The organism is Bacillus sp. JJ722 (genome assembly GCF_036963345.1).
In the GTDB taxonomy this organism is placed as follows: domain Bacteria; phylum Bacillota; class Bacilli; order Bacillales; family DSM-1321; genus Bacillus_AD.
Genome location: NZ_JBALMO010000029.1, coordinates 21,527 through 38,661, shown reverse-complemented (window position 1 = coordinate 38,661; position 17,135 = coordinate 21,527). Strand labels below are relative to the sequence as shown.

Here is a 17,135-nt window from a genome sequence, read left to right as displayed (position 1 = left end):
GTTTTCAAAGATCATTTTTCAAAACAGCTTTTTGATTATATCATCCAGCTAATTTTAATGTCAATAACTTTTTTGATATTTTTTCAACCGCTTCAGAAGCGACTAAATCAATATAACATTTTTGTTATTTTACTGTCAACAACTTTTTTGAAATGTTTTTTCAAATGTGTTTCAGCGACGTTTATTAATATATCAAGGTAATAATAATATGTCAATCATTTTTCTACAAAAAATTTATTTTTATTTTCATGATAAGAAAGACAAGCAAGCTCTCCCTTTCCCCAGCTAGCAATTTAATACCGCTTTGTTCTTATATATTTCAGACAAGCCTCTGAACTAGCCACTTTCGAAAACATTGTAAACAAAATCTTATACCGCTCTTCCATAGCCCTCTTTACAATAGGCTCTATACGCTCATCTTTAAAATCATACAATAGCTCGTCCATTTCTCTCTTTAATAAATATTCGATTTCCTTTTGTTCTCGATCTGAAATTAAAATACCTAACATTCTTTCACCTCTATCACCACATCATCTTTTATTCTTAACAAATACTTGCCATTCTATGTAGCATGGTTGTCATATCTTGCTCGTCCATGCATAGGATTTGTATATACGGGTTCGATGAGGTGATAAATGATGAAATTTTTTATGGTTTTACAAGCAAAAAAAATAAAACAATATTTATTCTTAATCACTTTAGCTTTTTTTACAGCTTGGTTTTTATATGTACAGTATGGCACAGATAATCCTGTTTTCTCTACCAATAAAGGACCAAAAGCCGTTTATAGAGGAGAAAGCAATGTTGCATTAACCTTCAATATCGGATGGGGAGATGAGAAAGCGCCAATTATTTTAAAAGAACTAAAAAAGCTCAAAATAAAAAACGCTACTTTTTTCCTTTCCGGTTCTTGGGCTGAAAGACATCCTCACATCGTGGATGACATTGTACAAGAAGGGTATGAAATTGGAATGCTCGGCTATAACTATGTGGATTATTCACAAATAGAAAGCGATGAAATTACGAAAGATATTCTTAAAGGACAAGAAGCTTTTCGAAAATTAGGGATAAAAAATATAAAAGTCCTTCGTGCTCCAAATGGTCATTTTGATAAACGACTGCTTGAAATTAGCGAACGGCACGGTTACACAGTTGTCCATTGGAGCATAGATTCAAAAGACTGGACAAACCCAGGTATATCAAAGATAGTCCAAAATATTGATCGCGTTGAAAAGGGAGATATCCTGCTATTTCACGCTTCGGATTCGGCAAAGCAAACCGCTACAGCATTACCAAATGTCCTTTCTACAATCAAGAATAAAAACTTAAAGCTCGTTACTGTTTCTGAAATGCTTTCTAATTCCTCCGTAAAAACGAAAGAGATTAAATAACTACGCAAAGAAGAGACAGGTGAGTGATGACACCCTGTCTCTTTCATTTTTACGCATTTTCTAATTTATTTTTGATTTTCGGTTGTTTTTGTAATTTCTTTTGTTTTAACTCTTCAGCCGATTTTTGATTGATTTTATGTAAAATCAAGACTTGATATGCATTGCAAAGAAGTAATGGTACTAACATAAAATACAACCAAGCTTCGTCGTTTACACGTAAGACTGGAACCCACTCTATAACTGTAACGACCGTCATAAAAAACAAAGTTGGTATAAAAGCTTGCTTATTCGTAGCTTTCGACTTCGCATATGCAACAATCAAGCCTACCAACAAGAGGATTATAGCTACCAAAAGATAAGAAAACACACTTTCATTCTTACCGAATGTTATGAAACGAAAATATACTAAATCAAATAAAATAAATAAAATGAAGACAACTTGAACCGGGTTCCACAAACTACGGAAAAAACCAAGGCCAAATCGGTGCAGTGTTAAATAAGCAAAGAACCCCATTTGACTAATAACACTAAAAATCAAGCCAACACCAATTAACCAGAAAAAAGTCATTAAAATTTCTCCAACTGCCATTGAATTAAACAATGGCTTGAAGCTATCCCATCTCGCTGCGAACCCAACAGCTCCCCCTGATAGTCCTCCCAATAGCAAAGTTGAAAAAAACAAACGCACTACATGACGACTATTCACTTTTAGCTCCCCCATTTTTTTCGTTCTTTTCCATAATTGTATCAATCTACCATTTAAAATGCTACCAAATGCCACGCATTATTTTTTACAACAAAACAGATATTATCAGTAGAAAGAGCTTTGAAAGGAGTACTATCATGAAATACAGATTAGCTTTTCTAACCTTGCTCGTGCTCTACGTATTAGTAGGCTGTGCACAAAATGAAACCGATACAGAAAAAACCAACTATGAAGAAACAAAGAAAATGGTTGTAGATATATTGAAAACAGATGAAGGGAAGAAAGCCATTCAAGAAATAATGACGGATGAAAAAATCAAAAAGAATCTTGTTATGGATCAAGAAGTCGTTACACAAGCCATTGAAAAAAACCTTACATCTGATAAAGCAAAAAAATTCTGGGAGAAGGCCTTTAAAGATCCTAAGTTTGCAGCGGCTTATGCAAAAGGTCTAGAAGATGAACATAAAAAGCTTATGAAGGATTTAATGAAAGATCCTGACTACATGAGCAAACTCATGGACATATGGAAAGATCCAGAAATGGAAAAAGAACTCACCAAATTATTAAAGAGCAAAAAAGTACGAGAAGAGCTTAAGAAAACAACAATTGAAACGATTGATAGCCCGCTCGTAAAAGCCAAGATCCAAGAAATTCTACTAAAAGCAGCAGCAGAATTACCTGCTGAATCAGAGAAAAAACAAGGTGGTGACTCAAGCCAAACAGGAAGTAGCGGTGGAGGAGCTGGTGAACAACAAGGTGGCGGTGGCGGTCAATAACGCCAACATTATATATAGAACCAGCCTTATATTAAGGCTGGTTCTTATTTTTATTTATACTGTTGCAGCTATTACTTTTTTAGCTATATCTTTATAAATTTGACCTAGCGGATGATCTTCTTCATAAATGGAAGGAGCAAAATCTTCTTCATTCCAATCTGGTTGTCGTAACGGTAATTGACCTAATAACTCTGTTTTCAGTTCTTCAGCTAGCTTTTGTCCGCCACCTTGACCGAACACATATTCTTTTTCTTTTGTTACCTTACTTTCAAAGTAAGACATGTTTTCAATTACACCAATAATTTCATGATTTGTATTCAAAGCCATTACACCAGCTCGAGCTGCAACAAAAGCCGCTGTTGGATGAGGTGTTGTTACGATTAATTCTTTACTAGCAGGCAGCATTTGATGTAAATCTAATGCCACGTCGCCAGTTCCTGGAGGAAGATCTAATAACAAATAATCCAATTCTCCCCACTCTACTTCTTTAAAGAAGCTATTCAGCATCTTACCAAGCATTGGTCCTCTCCAAATAATTGGTGCATTATCTTCAACAAAGAAGCCCATTGAAATAACCTTAACCCCAAATCTTTCAACCGGAATGATTCTTTCACCACGTACAACAGGTCTTTGCGTAATACCCATCATATCAGGAACACTGAAACCATAAATATCAGCATCAACTAAGCCTACTTTTTTTCCTAAGCGAGCTAATGACGTAGCTAGGTTAACTGAAATGGTTGATTTACCAACGCCACCTTTACCACTCGCGATAGCAATAAACTTCGTTTTACAATTTGGCGATAATAAACCTAAACCATCTTCCGGCTCACTTACACGGTGCTTTGCAATTTCTTCATCAGATAGTTGTCCAAAACGAATTCCTACAGATTCAACTCCTGATTTTTTTAATGTATCTACAACTTTCATTTGTAATTGTAATTGCTCAGGTGTACCTGTTTTAGCAATTAGTATTTTTACACTCACATGTTTTTTTTCAGGTTTTATCTTAATTTCTGTAATACCGTTCGTTTCATTTAAAGATTTATGTAGGAAAGGGTCTTTTAGTTCCCCTAATAGCTCTACTACTTGCTGTTCTGTCGCCATAATTGCACCCCTCTTTTAAATTAATTATTCAATATTCAGTATATCATAACTACATTCGTTACCCCTCATGACGGGATTTTACATTGGTTTTAAACAAAGTTAAAAAACCCTTTTAACAGGGTTTTTTCTAAACATTATTTCTCTTTTTCATCCATTGTTTCCTCAGTAAAGTAACGCATTACACCTTTATAAATAGATGCTGCTACTTTGTTTTGGTATGAAGCATCCTCTAACAATTTTCTTTCATTAGCATTTGAAAGAAAGCCTACTTCTACGAGTGCTCCCGGTTTCTTCGCGTATTTCATAACATACACATGATCAATAGACTTCGCTTCTCGAGTTGTATTTTCTAGATTATGAGTGAGCTCATATTGAATAAATTTCGCTAATTCCTTATTCTCCTTATATCTCAACGTATAGAATGTTTGTGCACCACTATATTTAGAAGAAGGAAACGCGTTTAAATGAATACTTAAATATAAGTCAGCTTGTGATTCATTTATTATTTCTACCCGCTTCTTTAAGTCTTCACGTTTTCTGGCACGATAACCTGCAACATCCCCCGCTAAGTCCGTATCTTTATCGCGGGTCATAATCACAAGTGCACCTTGTTCCTGTAAATAATCCCGGATCATCTTCGTAATAGAAAGCGCGATGTCTTTTTCCAATACACCTTCACCGGAAGCACCTCCATCTGGGCCTCCATGACCAGGATCCAAAACAATAACCTTACCTGATAACGGAAGGTTCCACGAATTCCATGAATACTCTTCTACAAATTGAAACGTTGCTATGAGAAATAGCGCTACAATTCCAATAGCAACGCCAGTATACCTCAATCTACTCCACACGAATACATCGCCTCCCGCTCGTCCTACATATACCATATGGGACGAGCAAAGGATTTAGAACATATTAATGCTGGCGAAGTTTATATCGTTTAGAACCCTTGGCAAATCCATCATGCCACCAGTTATCAACATATTGTTCACATTGATAGTATAGTGATTCATTATACATATCATAATCACTAATCTTTCCCCAATATAAAATGAAATTAAAGAGCGTATCAATTAAGTGCTTCTCCTCATGGAAACATCTAGCCTTGATATTATCCACAGATTCTCCATAGAAGCCAAATTTACTAAAGTTTGCCCCAAGTAAATAAGCTTCAATAGCCACGTCATAACAACCTTCCTCTAACACTTGAGAGAAAGTAATACCTAATGACCGCTGGTTCGATAAAAACGCATTGAAACGCTCCTTCAAAAGCTTAGGTGTAAGATCTTTTAAGACCTTCCGTTCATAACGTAACTGTTTATCCCTTCTCTTCTCTTTAAAAGTAAAAATAACATTATCCACATAATCCACCCCATACTATAAAAAAGAATGATTCCTTTATTAATTAAGTTACTTAGGCGAAACAAACAATTCATTCGAATGTACTTTGTTTCCTTAACTATAGCTTTTGATATAGAGTGCTCAGCAATTCTTCCTATTTCTGTGTACAATGCAAGAGATAGGGAAGTATAAAAAGTTATCAACATGTGGATATCTCATATAAAAACCCGTTTTCTTAAGTTATCCACATAACGAACTCGATAACTAAAAAAGGGCGCATCATTTTTTGTTATTTATGATGAAGGAAGTTCTTGATTTAGCCTTTAAAAGCCCACTTTTTACATACATCTAATTGATTGAGATCACTTATTTTTTTCAAATAATGAAGATGCCATATAACTTGTCCAAGCAATATGCGTTATCGCTGCATTTTATATATTATCTTAAATAAAGGATGTGTTCTCATGGCACACAAAACAACTGGTGTATTTCGTGTTCCCGTTTCTGAAAATGGCATAGAACCAACCGCTCTTAACATTATGCTAAATAACGATTCATGCAACAATACACATAGAGTATCAGTCATCGTGGAGAAAAGTGTTAATACTTTCTTCCCTAACACAAATCCATTGAACGAAATCGAACATACGCACGTTACGTTAATGCCTAACCATACAACTAAAATTGTAATTTTCAGACCTAGATTTAATTTAGAAGACTTTCTAAATATTACAATTCGAGGAAGAGAAGAAGCTGTTGAGAATATTTTAGTTTATTCTTTCCTTGCAGATTCAGCAGGTCATAATATCCCATCTACCGTTTTTAATAATCAAGACTATACTTTTGATGATTAACATGTAATGCGGTTACCATTCATTTTTGCTATTCTTTCTTATTTAATGCACAAGACGGCGAAGGATAATGAATAAAGTCTGACCTTAAAAATCATGAAAATGACTTTTTAAGGTCAGCTTTTTTCTGTTCCGCGCAAACTAGATCATATAGTCTTATACATATTTGATGCATAAAAAAGACCCTTTCCACAAGTGTGAAAAGAGTCTTGAAACGTCGATAATTAACGTTTTGAGAACTGAGGAGCACGACGAGCACCTTTAAGACCGTATTTCTTACGCTCTTTCATACGTGCATCACGAGTTAATAATCCTGCAGATTTAAGTGCTGGACGGAATGCTGGATCAGCTTGAAGTAACGCACGTGCGATACCGTGACGTACTGCACCAGCTTGACCAGTGAATCCACCACCAGATACGTTAACAAGCACATCATAGCTACCAGTAGTTTCAGTAGCTTCTAATGGTTGTTTAACAACTAAAATAAGAGTTTCAAATGGGAAATATTCGTTAATTTCACGGTCGTTAAGAACGATACGGCCTGTACCTGGTACTAAACGTACACGAGCTACAGAGCTTTTACGACGACCTGTGCCATAGTATTGAACCTGTGCCAAAGTAGTAACCTCCTTAGTTAATTAAAAATTATCCGCGTAATTCATATGCTTCTGGTTTTTGAGCTTGTTGCTTGTGCTCAGGACCAGCGTACACATGTAATTTTTTAAACATTTGACGTCCAAGAGAGTTCTTTGGAAGCATACCTTTGATAGCAAGCTCTAACATTCTCTCTGGGTAGTTAGTTCTCATTTCAAGAGCTGTTCTTTCTTTTAATCCACCTGGGTGCATTGTGTGACGACGGTAGATTTTATCAGTTAACTTTTTACCTGTTAACTCGATTTTTTCCGCATTAATAATGATAACATGATCACCAGTATCAACATGCGGTGTAAAAGTTGGTTTATGTTTACCACGTAAAAGAGTAGCTACTTCAGTTGATAAGCGACCAAGAGTTTGGCCTTCAGCGTCAATAACGTACCATTTACGATCGATTTCATTTGCTTTCGCCATGAATGTCGTACGCATCATTTTACCTCCTAGTAATATGAAAAATTAATTTAATTTATTTACAATCACGAAAAACTCTTCCGGGGCTCATCGTGGGATTAAATAAAATACATACCATATTATATTATCTGCTCCGTGCATCATTGTCAAGAGAATGTTAAGTCAATTTGTACAACCTCATCCATTCATCTAGAATTTCGTCCATCATAATAGACTTCCCATAAGTACAAACCTTGTGCTGGTGCCGTTTTACCCGCAGCAGCACGATCACGACAATCAATGATGTTTTGCAAATCTTCCGGCTTTCTTTTACCAATGCCGACTTCAATAAATGTACCTGTCAAAATGCGAACCATATTATATAGGAAGCCGTTACCTTCATATATAAATGTAAGTTCATCACCATTTTGGATACATTCAATGCGATGAATGGTTCTAACTTTATCCTTTACATCTGTCCGAACCGCACTAAAACTTGTAAAGTCATGCGTACCTACCACATACGTAATAGCTTCTTTGATACTGTCAATATTTATAGGGTATGGATAATGATACGTATAGTTTCGCTTTAAAGGATTTCTAATCTTACTCAAATCCATCACAAAACGATATTGTTTACCTGTCGCACCAAATCTCGCATGAAAAGAATCAGAAACATACTCTGCTGATAACACAGAAATATCATCCGGAAGCATAGCGTTCATTGCTTTAACCCAATTAAAAGCAGGAATCTTTAAATTCGTATCAAAGTGAATTGCCTGTCCATATGCATGAACACCAGCATCTGTTCTACCTGATGCAACAACTTTTACATCTCTTTTATGCATAACAGCTAATACTTTCTCAAGCTCACTTTGCACAGTACGCTTATCTACTTGTACTTGGTAGCCGGAAAACAATGTTCCATCATAAGAAATAATACATTTTACTCGTTGCATATTGTGTAGACTCCTACGCTCTAAAATTAACCAGAACAGCTGTTAATATAGCTAATGAAATTAATAGCATTGTGTCCGAAAATCCCCAGCTTAAACTGCGGTACTTCGTGCGCCCTTCTCCTCCACGATATCCTCTGGCCTCCATAGCTATTGCCAGTTCCTCAGCACGCTTAAATGAGCTTACGAATAGAGGAACTAGTAGTGGAACAATCGCAGATACTCGATCTTTAATCGGTCCTGAAGAGAAGTCCACCCCTCTTGCTGCTTGAGCTTTCATAATTTTACCCGTTTCTTGCATTAATGTCGGAATAAAACGTAATGAGATCGACATCATTAAGGCCAACTCATGAACAGGTAACTTCACCTTTTTGAATGGTCCTAATAACTGCTCAAGTCCATCTGTTAAGGAAATAGGTGTTGTAGATAGTGTTAATAATGTAGTAATAAGAATTAAGTACGTAAAACGAAGTGCTATAAAAATCCCTTGTCGTACCCCGCCTTCATAAATTTCCAGCCAACCCAAATCTAGAACTACATTGCCTTCTTTTGTGAAGAAAACATGCAATAAGAAAGTAAAAATAATCAAGAGTAGAATTGGCTTCAAACCGTTAAATAGAAAACGGATTGGGATTTTTGAAAGGATAATTAAAGCTAATGTATACACGCCTAAAATACCATAAGTAACAGTATTATTCGCTAGAAAAACAATACATACAAAAAAGAATACAAGCATTAGTTTGGAACGAGGGTCCATTCGATGAAGAACAGAATTGGATGGGATATAACGACCAATAATCATACTATCCATCATAGAGTTGTCCCCCTTTTCATTACATCTGCAATGCCTTCTACTAATGAATCAATTGATAAGCATGGCTGATCAAAGCGGAATCCAGCTTCTTTCTGTAGCATCAATTGGAAACGAACCGTCTCTGGTACATCTAAACCCAATTCCATTAATTGTTCTGGCTGTGAAAAGATATCTAAAGGTGTTCCCTTCTTGTAAACTGTTCCTTGATGCATAATAATGATTTCGTCTGCATAATTGGCCGCATCTTCCATGCTATGTGTAACCAATATCGTCGTTAATCCTTTTTCTTTATGCAAGTTCGAAAATAAATCCATAATTTCTTTTCTTCCACGTGGATCGAGTCCAGCCGTAGGCTCATCCAGAACAAGCACTTCTGGTTCCATAGCTAATACACCTGCGATTGCTACTCTTCGCATTTGTCCACCCGATAAGTCGAAAGGAGATTTCTGCAAAATATCTTCTGATAGGCCTACTAGCTTAATAGCTTTTCTAGCCAATTTCTTCGCTTCTTCTTCTGCAACTCCAAAATTCATTGGACCAAAGCATATATCCTTCTCTACTGTTTCTTCAAATAGCTGATGCTCCGGAAACTGAAAAACAATACCTACTTTCTTTCGAACTGATTTTAAGTCTTTGTCTTTTTTACCAGCGACAATGACCTTTTCCCCAATCTGAATTTGCCCTTTTGTTGGTCGAATCAGTCCATTCAAATGTTGCAGTAACGTTGATTTTCCAGAACCAGTATGTCCAATAATGGCCATATAGCTTCCAGATACAATATCTATATTTATATCGTGGATTGCCAATCTTTCAAATGGCGTATCTACTTGATAGCGGTATTCTACATCTCTGAGTTCAAGTCGCATAGTTCTTTCACCAACTGTTCATATGATAAATACCTATCTGAAATAGGCACTTTAAAATCATCAAGTGCTTTGGAAAGCTTTATAGAGAAAGGAATATCTAGGCCAATATCCGTTAGCTCTTGATCTAAACGGAAAATCTCTGTAGGCTTTCCTTCACGATAAACTTGTCCCCCATTCATGACGATAATCCGATCTGCTTTAGCAGCTTCCTCAAGGTCATGCGTGATGGAAACAACAGTTAACGTTCGATTCTCTTTTAAAACTCTAACTGTTTCTAATACTTCTTCTCTACCGCGTGGATCTAACATAGAAGTTGCTTCATCGAGAATAATAATACTCGGCTGTAACGCTAATACAGACGCTATCGCTACTCTTTGTTTTTGTCCACCAGAAAGATGGTGCGGCTCTTGATCAAGAAATGCATCCATTTTGACGCTTTCTAAAGCCCACTTTACACGTTCTACCATAACATTCCTTGGTATACCGTTATTTTCTAAACCAAAAGCCACATCATCTTGGACTGTAGAACCTACAAATTGGTTATCTGGATTTTGAAAAACCATTCCAATTTCTTTTCGTACATCCCAAACCGTTTCTTCTGATAAGATTTGATCTTTCACAACAATCTGACCTGATGTAGGAAACTGAAGCCCGTTTAATAGCTTGGCTAATGTAGATTTACCCGAACCATTGTGACCAACAATAGCAAGCCATTCTCCCTCTTTTACCGAAAGAGTAACATCATTTAGCGCGCGTTGTTCCCCACCATCATATGTAAATGAGACATTTTCAACCCTTACTAATTCCTTACTCATCCTTACCCTCCTAATCTCAGCTTATCTAATCTCTACTTTACTAACTCATCTATTTATATCCTTTATTACATGTAATATAAAATCATTCTTTCTAAAAGTTTATAATGCTTTTTCGAAGACGTCTACTACCATAATAGCGTAAATCACTTCAAACGAATATAAAGCTATTCTTAGTAATAAAAATTTTAAACCTATTAAAAAACGCTGCATCCCTCCTAAAGGAAACAAAGCTTCCTTAGTCGAATAGCAGCGAATAATCATTACTTTATATGAACCCCATCATTCGGAGTCAGGAGGGATGCGCAGAGCTAGACGTGAAGCATAATTATGCAGCCATCGTAACGCTCTATTTGCGTATTTCAGAACCATATTAACTTATATGGCAAAAAAGACTAAGAACTAGTAAGTTCTTAGCCCTTTTGATTGGAAAAATATTATACTAACTCGATAACAACAACAGGTGCTCCGTCTCCGCGACGTGGACCCATTTTCATGATACGAGTGTAACCGCCTTGGCGCTCTTCATAACGAGGTGCGATATCGCTGAATAGTTTTTGAAGTGCACTTTGACCTGATTCTTCGTTAGCTACTTCATTACGAATGAATGCTGCAGCTTGACGACGAGCATGTAAATCTCCACGTTTACCAAGAGTGATCATTTTTTCTACAACAGAGCGTAACTCTTTAGCTTTTGCTTCAGTAGTTTCGATGCGTTCGAAAACGATTAGGTCAGTTGCTAAATCACGAAGTAATGCTTTACGTTGAGAACTAGTGCGTCCTAACTTTCTGTAACCCATTAAGATTCCCTCCTTTGTTGATATTATTATCTATTTTGCCAGTTCTTATCGAATCTAGTCACGAATCTGAAACTAGTAATCAGTCATCTTTTCTAAGACCTAAACCTAGCTCATCTAGCTTCGCCTTCACTTCTTCAAGTGATTTACGTCCTAGATTACGTACTTTCATCATATCTTCTTCTGTTTTATGAGCAAGCTCTTGAACAGTGTTGATTCCAGCACGCTTCAAACAGTTGTAAGAACGAACAGAAAGATCCAATTCTTCGATCGTCATCTCAAGAACTTTTTCTTTTTGATCTTCTTCTTTTTCAACCATAATTTCAGCGTTTTGTGCTTCATCAGTTAAACCAACGAAGATATTTAAGTGCTCTGTTAAAATCTTTGATCCGAGTGCGATAGCTTCTTTTGGACCAGTGCTTCCATCAGTCCAAACGTCAAGCGTTAGCTTATCATAGTTAGTCATTTGCCCTACACGTGTGTTTTCTACTTGGTAGGATACACGTGCAACAGGAGTGTAAATAGAGTCGATTGGAATCACACCAATTGGTTGATCGTCTCTTTTATTCTGATCAGCTGGAGTATAGCCACGTCCACGACGTGCCATTAATCGCATACGCAAGTGACCGCCTTTGCCTACAGTCGCAATGTGTAAATCAGGATTTAAGATTTCCACATCACTATCATGCGTAATATCAGCTGCAGTAATAACCCCTTCACTCTGAACATCAATTTCAAGCGTCTTCTCTTCATCAGAGTAGATCTTAAGCGCTAATTTCTTAACGTTAAGAATAATAGAAGTAACATCTTCCACTACGCCTTCGATTGTTGAGAACTCATGCATTACCCCATCTATTTGAATAGACGTGACAGCAGCACCTGGTAGTGAAGATAAAAGAATACGACGTAAGGAATTACCCAAAGTTGTACCATATCCACGTTCAAGTGGCTCGACGACGAATTTTCCGTACTTGGTGTCATCGCTGATTTGAACCGTTTCGATTTTTGGTTTTTCTATTTCAATCATTAATAAACCCTCCTTCAAAACGTCAAAACCTCGGCTAGTAAATAATTAATCGTACTCTAACCGAAATTCCCCATGTAATTGCCCGACGATGCGTAACAACTAAATTAATCAATCTGTAATATTACAATGATTGTATCATATCCCATTATAGACAAAGATACAAATTCTATACAGAAAAATTAAACACGGCGACGTTTTGGTGGACGACATCCGTTATGTGGAACTGGAGTTACGTCTTTAATAGCTGTAACTTCAAGACCAGCAGATTGAAGTGCACGGATTGCAGCTTCACGACCTGAACCAGGTCCTTTTACAGTAACTTCAAGAGTTTTTAAACCGTGTTCCATACCAGCTTTAGCTGCAGTTTCAGCTGCCATTTGAGCTGCGAATGGAGTAGATTTACGTGATCCTCTGAAGCCTAGTGCACCAGCACTTGACCAAGAAAGAGCATTTCCGTGTGTATCAGTGATTGTAACGATCGTGTTGTTGAATGTTGAACGGATATGTGCAATACCAGATTCAATATTCTTTTTCACACGGCGTTTACGAGTATTTGTCTTACGTGCCATGAATAAGTACCTCCTTTACTTAATTATTTCTTTTTATTTGCTACTGTACGACGAGGTCCTTTACGTGTACGAGCGTTGTTCTTAGTATTTTGACCACGAACAGGTAATCCACGACGGTGACGAAGACCGCGGTAGCAGCCGATTTCCATTAAACGTTTGATGTTTAATGAGATTTCACGACGAAGGTCACCTTCTACTTTTAATTTATCAATTGCTTCACGGATTTTGTTTAACTCATCTTCAGTTAAATCACGTGCACGAGTATCTTCAGAGATACCAGTTTCAGCAAGAATTTGTTGAGCAGTTACTTTACCAATCCCGTAAATATATGTTAATGAAATAACAATACGTTTGTCACGTGGAATATCAACACCAGCAATACGTGCCATGAGCGTTGCACCTCCTTCTTAATTAGCCTTGTTTTTGTTTATGTTTAGGGTTTTCACAAATAACCATTACTTTACCTTTTCTGCGAATAACTTTACATTTTTCACAAATAGGTTTAACTGATGGTCTCACTTTCATTGATACCTAACCTCCTTAGATAGATCGGAGTGTAACTTAGATTATTTGAATCTGTAAGTGATTCTTCCGCGAGTTAAGTCATACGGTGAAAGCTCAACAGTTACTTTATCACCAGGTAGAATACGAATAAAGTGCATGCGAATTTTACCTGATACATGAGCTAATATAGTATGACCATTTTCTAATTCTACCTTGAACATTGCGTTTGGCAAAGTCTCAGTGACTGTACCTTCAATTTCAATTACATCATCTTTAGCCATTGATGTTATCTCCCTTCTTTAAGACTTCTACGTCTTATTGATTATATCCAATCTACACTGATTTCTAGATACAATGAGGTTTAAATCTTAGTTAATATTTCATAACCAGATTCAGTGATCGCCACCGTATGTTCAAAATGAGCGCACATTTTTCCATCTTGAGTAACGACAGTCCAATTATCCTCTAAAGTCTTCACATATCTTGTTCCTGCATTTACCATAGGTTCTACAGCCAACACCATACCAGGCTTTAAACGAGGACCTTTGTTGGGTGGACCATAATGAGGGATTTGTGGTTCCTCATGTAAGTCTTGACCAACACCGTGACCAACATACTCTCTAACAATGGAGAAGTTGTTCGCCTCAGCATATGTTTGAATAGCATGGGAGATGTTTGAAAGTCGCGCACCTGGCTTTGCTTCTTCCAAACCTCTATATAAGGACTCTTCTGTTACATCCAAGAGTCTTTGTGTTTCTTCACTAATACTACCTACAGCATATGTCCAAGCTGAGTCACCATGATAACCGTTATATTTCGCACCGATATCGATGCTTATTATATCACCATCTTGAAGAACTCGCTTCCCAGGTATACCATGAACCAGTTCATTGTTTACCGAGACACATATACTGCCGCGAAACCCGTATAATCCTTTGAAAGAAGGGATCGCATCATGTTTACGAATAAAGCTTTCTGCTATTGTATCCAGCTCTAGCGTTGTCACACCAGGTTTGATATGTTTCTTAAGCTCTTGATGAGTTAAAGCAACTATCTTCCCTGCATGACGCATGATTTCAATTTCGCGAGGGGTTTTACAAATTATCATCCGTTAAGGCCCCCAAGAAGTTCATTAATGTTTTCATAAACGATATTTATATCTTGTTGTCCATTAATGTTACGAAGCGTTCCTTTATCTTCATAGAAAGATAAAAGTGGCTTTGTTTGCTTAAGATTAACTTCTAAACGATTTTGAACCGTTTCAGCGTTATCATCAGCACGTTGATACAACTCGCCACTGCAACGATCACATACTCCTTCTTTAGCTGGAGGATTGAACACTAGATGATAAGTAGCGCCACAATTTTTACAAATTCGTCTTCCTGTTAGTCTTTCCATTAGAATGTCTGTATCAACGTCTACATTAATAACGTAGTCGATTGGACGATTTAATTCAGAAAGGATGTTTTCTAATGCTTCAGCTTGTTCAACTGTACGTGGAAAACCATCTAACAAGAAACCTAATTTGCAATCATCTTTGCTTAATCTTTCTCGAACAATACCAATAGTTACTTCATCAGGAACTAATTCGCCTTTATCAATGAAAGATTTCGCAAGTAAACCTAGTTCTGTACCTTCTTTGATAGCAGTACGGAACATATCTCCAGTAGAGATATGAGGGATGTTATAGTTTTCTACAATTTTTTCAGCTTGAGTGCCTTTGCCTGCACCCGGTAGCCCCATAAGAACGAGATTCAATATTTTTCCCCCTCAAACTCCATAATTGGTTTGGGGAACTATAAAATATGTTCCCAAACCGATTATTTTATAAAACCTTTGTAATGTCGTTTTACAAGTTGTGCTTCTAATCCTTTCATCGTCTCAAGAGCTACACCTACTACGATCAGTAAGCTAGTTCCGCCGATTTGAACAGATTGCGGTAACCCGGCAACATTAATAAAGAAGACTGGTAGAATCGCAATTACTGCAAGGAATATAGATCCAACTAATGTAAGACGTGACAGTACTCGGCTTAAGTATTCTTGAGTGCTTTTACCAGGTCTAATACCTGGTACATAGCCACCTTGCTTCTTCAAGTTCTCTGCTACTTGTTCAGGATTAACCTGTACAAACGCATAGAAGTAAGAGAATGCAATAATTAAGGCAATGTACATTACCATACCAACAGGATGGGAGTAATCAAAGTACTTAATTACGGCTTTTGTAAAGCTGTTAGGCTCAAAGAATCCTGCGATAAGTGGCGGTGTCATAATAAATGACACTGCGAAGATTACAGGAATTACACCTGCTGCATTAACTTTTAAAGGTAAATGCGTTGATTGCCCTCCAACAGGAGCACGACCGGTAGTACGCTTAGCATACTGAATCGGTATTTTACGTAAAGCTTGTTGGATGTAAATTACACCTACGATAATTGCAATAACAGCAAGGGCGATTAGGACAATCGTTACGATTCGAATGAAAAGTGCATCTCCAGCTTCTTGAATTTGTTGAGCATAGATTTGGTTGACCATGTTTGGTAAACCAGCAACTATACCAGCAAAGATAATGATGGAAATACCATTGCCTACACCTTTCGCAGTGATTTGTTCACCAAGCCACATTAGAAAAGCAGTACCAGCTGTTAATACGACAGCAATTAATAGATAAGTTGTAATTCCAGGATTAGTAATCAGCTGCCCATTAGCCATGCTATTAAAGCCATATGCCATACCGAGAGCTTGAATAAAACCAAGTCCTATTGTTCCATAGCGGGTAAACTGAGCTAATTTACGTCTACCTACTTCACCTTGTTTCGACCACTCCGTAAATTTAGGCACTACGTCCATTTGCAATAAAGAAATGATAATAGATGCTGTAATGTACGGCATGATACCCATAGCCAAAATCGAGAAGTTCTGTAGTGCTCCTCCACCAAATGTATTTAGAACACCAAATACACCTAGTTGATCCTGAAGCTTTAGAAGCTCTGAATTTACATGTGGTACAGGTATGAATGTTCCGATACGGAAAACAATCAACATTAACAAGGTAAAGAAGATCTTATTCCGTATTTCACCCACGCGCATAAAATTGGAGATTGTGCGAAACATTAAATCACCTCAGTTTGACCGCCAGCAGCTTCGATAGCTTCTTTTGCAGCAGAGGAGAATTTGTGAGCTTTAACAGTAAGCTTTTTCTCGATCTTTCCATTAGCAAGAATTTTGATTCCTGCTTTTTCTTTCTTCACAACACCAGTTTCGATTAGAAGAGCTGGAGTTACTTCCGTTCCGTTTTCAAATACGTTAAGAACGTCTAAGTTAACAACAGCGTATTCTTTACGGTTGATGTTAGTGAATCCACGTTTTGGTAAACGTCTGAATAATGGTGTTTGACCACCTTCAAATCCTAAACGTACTCCGCCGCCTGAGCGAGCGTTTTGACCTTTATGACCTTTACCAGCTGTTTTACCATTTCCAGATCCGATTCCGCGTCCTTTACGTTTACGATCTTGACGAGAACCTTCTGCAGGTTTTAATTCATGAAGTTTCATTTGGGCACCTCCTTGTTAAGA

At 37.1% G+C, this 17,135-nt stretch carries 24 protein-coding genes; 3 read left to right on the top strand and 21 right to left on the bottom strand.

Annotated features, from left to right (window positions below; translation table 11 throughout):
- Nucleotides 1–293: 293 nt before the first annotated feature.
- On the bottom strand, nucleotides 294–509 hold the full coding sequence (locus tag V7014_RS04780) for a hypothetical protein (protein WP_335504699.1): 216 nt from the start codon (nucleotides 507–509) through the stop codon (nucleotides 294–296).
- A 129-nt stretch (nucleotides 510–638) separates the two neighbouring features.
- On the opposite strand from V7014_RS04780, the gene V7014_RS04775 reads away from it, so the two are divergent.
- Nucleotides 639–1,391: a polysaccharide deacetylase family protein gene (locus V7014_RS04775; protein ID WP_335504704.1), complete on the top strand. Its 753-nt coding sequence runs from the start codon at nucleotides 639–641 to the stop codon at nucleotides 1,389–1,391.
- Between the two features lie 49 nt (nucleotides 1,392–1,440).
- On the opposite strand, the gene V7014_RS04770 is transcribed toward V7014_RS04775, so the two are convergent.
- On the bottom strand, nucleotides 1,441–2,097 hold the full coding sequence (locus V7014_RS04770) for a KinB-signaling pathway activation protein (protein WP_335504697.1): 657 nt from the start codon (nucleotides 2,095–2,097) through the stop codon (nucleotides 1,441–1,443).
- A 137-nt stretch (nucleotides 2,098–2,234) separates the two neighbouring features.
- On the opposite strand from V7014_RS04770, the gene gerD reads away from it, so the two are divergent.
- Nucleotides 2,235–2,873 carry a spore germination lipoprotein GerD gene (gene gerD, locus V7014_RS04765; protein ID WP_335504695.1) on the top strand — a complete coding sequence of 213 codons (639 nt, stop codon included), beginning with the start codon at nucleotides 2,235–2,237 and terminating at the stop codon, nucleotides 2,871–2,873.
- Between the two features lie 54 nt (nucleotides 2,874–2,927).
- Here gerD and V7014_RS04760 read toward each other — a convergent pair whose 3' ends face one another.
- The 3 genes from V7014_RS04760 to V7014_RS04750 all read right to left on the bottom strand — a co-directional run bounded on the left by V7014_RS04760 (nucleotide 2,928) and on the right by V7014_RS04750 (nucleotide 5,342).
- A complete protein-coding gene (locus tag V7014_RS04760; protein WP_335504693.1) occupies nucleotides 2,928–3,980 on the bottom strand; it encodes an Mrp/NBP35 family ATP-binding protein in 1,053 nt (350 codons plus the stop codon).
- 134 nt (nucleotides 3,981–4,114) lie between these two features.
- Nucleotides 4,115–4,831 carry an N-acetylmuramoyl-L-alanine amidase CwlD gene (cwlD, locus tag V7014_RS04755; protein ID WP_335504691.1) on the bottom strand — a complete coding sequence of 239 codons (717 nt, stop codon included), beginning with the start codon at nucleotides 4,829–4,831 and terminating at the stop codon, nucleotides 4,115–4,117.
- A 64-nt stretch (nucleotides 4,832–4,895) separates the two neighbouring features.
- Nucleotides 4,896–5,342 carry a DUF2521 family protein gene (locus tag V7014_RS04750; RefSeq protein ID WP_335504689.1) on the bottom strand — a complete coding sequence of 149 codons (447 nt, stop codon included), beginning with the start codon at nucleotides 5,340–5,342 and terminating at the stop codon, nucleotides 4,896–4,898.
- 443 nt (nucleotides 5,343–5,785) lie between these two features.
- On the opposite strand from V7014_RS04750, the gene V7014_RS04745 reads away from it, so the two are divergent.
- Complete coding sequence (locus V7014_RS04745; protein WP_335504688.1) at nucleotides 5,786–6,175, top strand: hypothetical protein; 390 nt, start codon at nucleotides 5,786–5,788, stop codon at nucleotides 6,173–6,175.
- 221 nt (nucleotides 6,176–6,396) lie between these two features.
- On the opposite strand, the gene rpsI is transcribed toward V7014_RS04745, so the two are convergent.
- The 16 genes from rpsI to rplO all read right to left on the bottom strand — a co-directional run bounded on the left by rpsI (nucleotide 6,397) and on the right by rplO (nucleotide 17,114).
- Complete coding sequence (gene rpsI, locus V7014_RS04740; protein ID WP_335504686.1) at nucleotides 6,397–6,789, bottom strand: 30S ribosomal protein S9; 393 nt, start codon at nucleotides 6,787–6,789, stop codon at nucleotides 6,397–6,399.
- A 28-nt stretch (nucleotides 6,790–6,817) separates the two neighbouring features.
- Nucleotides 6,818–7,255 carry a 50S ribosomal protein L13 gene (gene rplM, locus V7014_RS04735; protein WP_335504684.1) on the bottom strand — a complete coding sequence of 146 codons (438 nt, stop codon included), beginning with the start codon at nucleotides 7,253–7,255 and terminating at the stop codon, nucleotides 6,818–6,820.
- A 167-nt stretch (nucleotides 7,256–7,422) separates the two neighbouring features.
- Nucleotides 7,423–8,175, bottom strand: coding sequence for a tRNA pseudouridine(38-40) synthase TruA (truA, locus tag V7014_RS04730; protein WP_335504680.1), 753 nt, complete (start codon nucleotides 8,173–8,175; stop codon nucleotides 7,423–7,425).
- A gap of 13 nt (nucleotides 8,176–8,188) precedes the next feature.
- A complete protein-coding gene (locus V7014_RS04725; RefSeq protein ID WP_335504679.1) occupies nucleotides 8,189–8,986 on the bottom strand; it encodes an energy-coupling factor transporter transmembrane component T family protein in 798 nt (265 codons plus the stop codon).
- The gene (locus tag V7014_RS04720; RefSeq protein WP_335504677.1) at nucleotides 8,983–9,852 is read right to left on the bottom strand and encodes an energy-coupling factor ABC transporter ATP-binding protein; all 870 of its coding nucleotides are present in this window, start codon (nucleotides 9,850–9,852) and stop codon (nucleotides 8,983–8,985) included. The genes V7014_RS04725 and V7014_RS04720 overlap by 4 nt, the downstream gene beginning before the upstream one ends.
- Nucleotides 9,828–10,667 (bottom strand): energy-coupling factor ABC transporter ATP-binding protein, encoded by an 840-nt coding sequence (locus V7014_RS04715; protein WP_335504676.1) that lies wholly within the window; start codon nucleotides 10,665–10,667, stop codon nucleotides 9,828–9,830. The genes V7014_RS04720 and V7014_RS04715 overlap by 25 nt, the downstream gene beginning before the upstream one ends.
- A 434-nt stretch (nucleotides 10,668–11,101) precedes the next feature.
- On the bottom strand, nucleotides 11,102–11,464 hold the full coding sequence (rplQ, locus tag V7014_RS04710; RefSeq protein WP_042353146.1) for a 50S ribosomal protein L17: 363 nt from the start codon (nucleotides 11,462–11,464) through the stop codon (nucleotides 11,102–11,104).
- 79 nt (nucleotides 11,465–11,543) lie between these two features.
- Nucleotides 11,544–12,488 (bottom strand): DNA-directed RNA polymerase subunit alpha, encoded by a 945-nt coding sequence (locus tag V7014_RS04705; protein WP_335504673.1) that lies wholly within the window; start codon nucleotides 12,486–12,488, stop codon nucleotides 11,544–11,546.
- Nucleotides 12,489–12,667: 179 nt separating this feature from the next.
- Complete coding sequence (gene rpsK, locus V7014_RS04700) at nucleotides 12,668–13,057, bottom strand: 30S ribosomal protein S11 (RefSeq protein WP_205063555.1); 390 nt, start codon at nucleotides 13,055–13,057, stop codon at nucleotides 12,668–12,670.
- Between the two features lie 23 nt (nucleotides 13,058–13,080).
- Nucleotides 13,081–13,446, bottom strand: a complete 366-nt coding sequence (gene rpsM / locus V7014_RS04695; RefSeq protein ID WP_335504671.1) for a 30S ribosomal protein S13 — start codon at nucleotides 13,444–13,446, stop codon at nucleotides 13,081–13,083.
- Between the two features lie 22 nt (nucleotides 13,447–13,468).
- On the bottom strand, nucleotides 13,469–13,582 hold the full coding sequence (rpmJ, locus tag V7014_RS04690; RefSeq protein ID WP_003156543.1) for a 50S ribosomal protein L36: 114 nt from the start codon (nucleotides 13,580–13,582) through the stop codon (nucleotides 13,469–13,471).
- A 41-nt stretch (nucleotides 13,583–13,623) separates the two neighbouring features.
- On the bottom strand, nucleotides 13,624–13,842 hold the full coding sequence (infA, locus tag V7014_RS04685; RefSeq protein WP_019244399.1) for a translation initiation factor IF-1: 219 nt from the start codon (nucleotides 13,840–13,842) through the stop codon (nucleotides 13,624–13,626).
- Between the two features lie 80 nt (nucleotides 13,843–13,922).
- Nucleotides 13,923–14,669 (bottom strand): type I methionyl aminopeptidase, encoded by a 747-nt coding sequence (gene map, locus V7014_RS04680; protein ID WP_335504667.1) that lies wholly within the window; start codon nucleotides 14,667–14,669, stop codon nucleotides 13,923–13,925.
- Nucleotides 14,666–15,319: an adenylate kinase gene (locus V7014_RS04675; RefSeq protein ID WP_335504665.1), complete on the bottom strand. Its 654-nt coding sequence runs from the start codon at nucleotides 15,317–15,319 to the stop codon at nucleotides 14,666–14,668. The genes map and V7014_RS04675 overlap by 4 nt, the downstream gene beginning before the upstream one ends.
- A gap of 62 nt (nucleotides 15,320–15,381) precedes the next feature.
- Nucleotides 15,382–16,674, bottom strand: coding sequence for a preprotein translocase subunit SecY (gene secY / locus V7014_RS04670; RefSeq protein ID WP_335504663.1), 1,293 nt, complete (start codon nucleotides 16,672–16,674; stop codon nucleotides 15,382–15,384).
- On the bottom strand, nucleotides 16,674–17,114 hold the full coding sequence (gene rplO / locus V7014_RS04665; RefSeq protein WP_335504661.1) for a 50S ribosomal protein L15: 441 nt from the start codon (nucleotides 17,112–17,114) through the stop codon (nucleotides 16,674–16,676). Before rplO ends, secY begins: the two co-directional genes overlap by 1 nt.
- Between the last annotated feature and the right edge of the window lie 21 nt (nucleotides 17,115–17,135).

Bases quoted from the DNA above. Each gene is read 5' to 3' on its own strand.
- V7014_RS04780 (WP_335504699.1), bottom strand. From the start codon at position 509: ATGTTAGGTATTTTAATTTCAGATCGAGAACAAAAGGAAATCGAATAT.
- V7014_RS04775 (WP_335504704.1), top strand. From the start codon at position 639: ATGAAATTTTTTATGGTTTTACAAGCAAAAAAAATAAAACAATATTTA.
- gerD (WP_335504695.1), top strand. From the start codon at position 2,235: ATGAAATACAGATTAGCTTTTCTAACCTTGCTCGTGCTCTACGTATTA.
- V7014_RS04760 (WP_335504693.1), bottom strand. From the start codon at position 3,980: ATGGCGACAGAACAGCAAGTAGTAGAGCTATTAGGGGAACTAAAAGAC.
- V7014_RS04745 (WP_335504688.1), top strand. From the start codon at position 5,786: ATGGCACACAAAACAACTGGTGTATTTCGTGTTCCCGTTTCTGAAAAT.
- rplM (WP_335504684.1), bottom strand. From the start codon at position 7,255: ATGCGTACGACATTCATGGCGAAAGCAAATGAAATCGATCGTAAATGG.
- truA (WP_335504680.1), bottom strand. From the start codon at position 8,175: ATGCAACGAGTAAAATGTATTATTTCTTATGATGGAACATTGTTTTCC.
- V7014_RS04725 (WP_335504679.1), bottom strand. From the start codon at position 8,986: ATGATGGATAGTATGATTATTGGTCGTTATATCCCATCCAATTCTGTT.
- V7014_RS04720 (WP_335504677.1), bottom strand. From the start codon at position 9,852: ATGCGACTTGAACTCAGAGATGTAGAATACCGCTATCAAGTAGATACG.
- V7014_RS04715 (WP_335504676.1), bottom strand. From the start codon at position 10,667: ATGAGTAAGGAATTAGTAAGGGTTGAAAATGTCTCATTTACATATGAT.
- rplQ (WP_042353146.1), bottom strand. From the start codon at position 11,464: ATGGGTTACAGAAAGTTAGGACGCACTAGTTCTCAACGTAAAGCATTA.
- V7014_RS04705 (WP_335504673.1), bottom strand. From the start codon at position 12,488: ATGATTGAAATAGAAAAACCAAAAATCGAAACGGTTCAAATCAGCGAT.
- rpsK (WP_205063555.1), bottom strand. From the start codon at position 13,057: ATGGCACGTAAGACAAATACTCGTAAACGCCGTGTGAAAAAGAATATT.
- rpsM (WP_335504671.1), bottom strand. From the start codon at position 13,446: ATGGCACGTATTGCTGGTGTTGATATTCCACGTGACAAACGTATTGTT.
- rpmJ (WP_003156543.1), bottom strand. From the start codon at position 13,582: ATGAAAGTGAGACCATCAGTTAAACCTATTTGTGAAAAATGTAAAGTT.
- infA (WP_019244399.1), bottom strand. From the start codon at position 13,842: ATGGCTAAAGATGATGTAATTGAAATTGAAGGTACAGTCACTGAGACT.
- map (WP_335504667.1), bottom strand. From the start codon at position 14,669: ATGATAATTTGTAAAACCCCTCGCGAAATTGAAATCATGCGTCATGCA.
- secY (WP_335504663.1), bottom strand. From the start codon at position 16,674: ATGTTTCGCACAATCTCCAATTTTATGCGCGTGGGTGAAATACGGAAT.
- rplO (WP_335504661.1), bottom strand. From the start codon at position 17,114: ATGAAACTTCATGAATTAAAACCTGCAGAAGGTTCTCGTCAAGATCGT.